The organism is Furfurilactobacillus entadae, from assembly GCF_045862745.1.
Lineage (GTDB): Bacteria > Bacillota > Bacilli > Lactobacillales > Lactobacillaceae > Furfurilactobacillus > Furfurilactobacillus entadae.
Genome location: NZ_BQXN01000049.1, coordinates 1 through 1,499, shown reverse-complemented (window position 1 = coordinate 1,499; position 1,499 = coordinate 1). Strand labels below are relative to the sequence as shown.

Genomic DNA, 1,499 nt, shown 5'->3' with positions numbered 1-1,499 from the left:
TAGCGGCGAGCCGCTTTTGTAGGTCGTTCATGGCCGTCGCCTTTTGCGCTGAACCATCACCTATGAAGCTCTCGGCCACCAACACAGCTTGTTGACCCCAAGTTAACGCCAATTGTAAACGTCGATCTTTCGTACGGGTCTTGGCATAACCCATTAGGGCGTATAGTCCTGGCACGCCGACGGCGGCGAATGCAATCGCTGCAATATCTAAAATGGCCTTTGAAATATCGTTAAACATCTGATTCCTCCTATTTTTGGTTTGAAGCGTGTTCTTCTTTCAAAGCTTCAAGTTCTTTTTTTAAAGCGTCACGTTCGTTGATGACATCTTTATAGTTTCGGTTGAGCTGGTCTAAACTCATTTGTAAAATTTTGGTTTGGCTATTCGTATGTGAATTTCGCCAGGCGAAAAATGCCGGAACTAGGCCCGTCAAAAACGGAAACAGGCCGGCGTCCTTAACAGCCTCAAAAAACTTGGCCCAATTATTCATCAAAATCACCATACTTCGTGATCCCGATTGAGAGCCATAGGCCCATTAAAGCCAGCGCCCATGATGAGTTCGGAAAACCATCAATGAACCGTAAAATGAAAATGCCCGAGTAGACACCAAACAAAAAAGCACTAAACGTGATTAACGCACGTTCAATGCTTTGTACATGTCGAGTAATGCTCAGGAACAAAACTGCCGCAATGGCAACCAACAGGAACCCGAACCATTTGTCATCGATCCACCCGATCAGCCAACCAAAACGTTCTTGAGCCCTTAAGTAGTCCGGGTTACAAATGACGTAAAGGTCTTCGGCAAAGTAAAACAGGGTAATCCCTAAGGCGCCAAAGTTCGAACGGAACAACACGCGATACCAGGCTTTAAAACGTCTGAATTGAGTACGCAATCGTCACACCTTCTTTCGATTTAGAATTTATGAATACCACGTACCGTTAAGCAGTCAGTTCCTTAAATTGGTCTTGCGTGATGATTCCATTGTCCAAAAAGAACTGGAAGTATGCGGCGTCAGCACCCCATGATTTAGCCGTCATTAAATCTTCAAATTTAGGAAACATTATACGGTTGCCCCTTTCGTCGTCTCTGCTGCATCCATGGCTTTTTGCAATGCTGCAATTTGAACGTTTTGCGCGGCCACTTGCTTCATCACATTCATCATCATTAACTGATCAGCCGTTGGTTGGCTCGCCTGCTCTGGTGTTGCTGGTAAACGGTCCCCAGTCCACCCGTTCGACGCGGGGTTGTAAACGATGTTACCCACTAAACCAGTAATTGGCGTTGCCGTTGCGTTTTCTGGCAATGAATCCCCCACGCCGGCACCGGTGTATGCAAATGTCTTTGGATCATATTTATAATATTCAGGCATGTTATTTTCCTCCTTTTAATTACTTGCTGGGTAGTCGTCACTAGTGATCGCGGTACCCTTAGCATTTACCCAAGATGAAGCCGGATTGTCCGTCACTGCAGATGGAATCACAAATGCCCTAGTAGCTAAAC

At 45.8% G+C, this 1,499-nt stretch carries 4 protein-coding genes; all 4 read right to left on the bottom strand.

What is annotated here, in order from left to right; translation table 11 throughout:
• A partial coding sequence (locus tag ACKTR5_RS11675; RefSeq protein ID WP_407881678.1) for a hypothetical protein occupies positions 1-238 on the bottom strand: 238 nt, incomplete at its 3' end.
• A gap of 242 nt (positions 239-480) precedes the next feature.
• Positions 481-891: a hypothetical protein gene (locus ACKTR5_RS11670; RefSeq protein ID WP_407881677.1), complete on the bottom strand. Its 411-nt coding sequence runs from the start codon at positions 889-891 to the stop codon at positions 481-483.
• A gap of 46 nt (positions 892-937) precedes the next feature.
• Complete coding sequence (locus ACKTR5_RS11665; RefSeq protein WP_407881676.1) at positions 938-1,060, bottom strand: hypothetical protein; 123 nt, start codon at positions 1,058-1,060, stop codon at positions 938-940.
• Entirely contained in the window at positions 1,060-1,368 is a 309-nt protein-coding gene (locus tag ACKTR5_RS11660) for a hypothetical protein (protein ID WP_407881674.1), read from the bottom strand. Before ACKTR5_RS11660 ends, ACKTR5_RS11665 begins: the two co-directional genes overlap by 1 nt.
• Positions 1,369-1,499 lie beyond the last annotated feature (131 nt).

Bases quoted from the DNA above. Each gene is read 5' to 3' on its own strand.
- ACKTR5_RS11665 (WP_407881676.1), bottom strand. From the start codon at position 1,060: ATGTTTCCTAAATTTGAAGATTTAATGACGGCTAAATCATGGGGTGCT.
- ACKTR5_RS11660 (WP_407881674.1), bottom strand. From the start codon at position 1,368: ATGCCTGAATATTATAAATATGATCCAAAGACATTTGCATACACCGGT.